Source organism: Metabacillus litoralis (assembly GCF_007994985.1).
GTDB lineage: Bacteria > Bacillota > Bacilli > Bacillales > Bacillaceae > Metabacillus > Metabacillus litoralis.
In genome coordinates, this window is sequence record NZ_VOQF01000069.1 from 1 (window position 1) to 444 (window position 444).

Sequence of the window (444 nt, forward strand, 5' to 3'; positions counted from 1 at the left end):
AATTGTTCTTCAATTTACGAAAGATGAATTAGCCTCAGCACAGTCTAAATATGCATTTTTATCTTCAATTTACAAAGATACACTTCAGGTAAAAGAAGAAATGAGAGAGCAAATTTTACGAACGGAAGACGGAGTAGGGAAGATCTATGAATCTGTCAAACAGCTTGATAATCTTGAGCCAGAGGCCTTATTTACTGGAGCGATTTCTGTGTTGGAAAGATCTCTGAAATCAAGTAGATTTGCCATTTATCTTGTGCAATCTAGTGGATATTTGAGGCTAGCGGTTAAATCGGTAGAAAGTACCTTCCAGCCTGATGCCTCAATAAAAATGATACCAGGTTCCCTTTTAGATCGAGCGATTAGAGAGCAGAAAATCTATTACAATACAGCACTTGAAGCACAAGAACCACTTTTCATTTCACCGATTGTACAAAATGGTTCAAC

At 37.2% G+C, this 444-nt stretch carries 1 pseudogene; it reads left to right on the plus strand.

From position 1 onward, the window contains the following. A pseudogene (locus FS935_RS23540) lies at positions 1 to 444 on the plus strand (hypothetical protein); the annotation flags it as partial.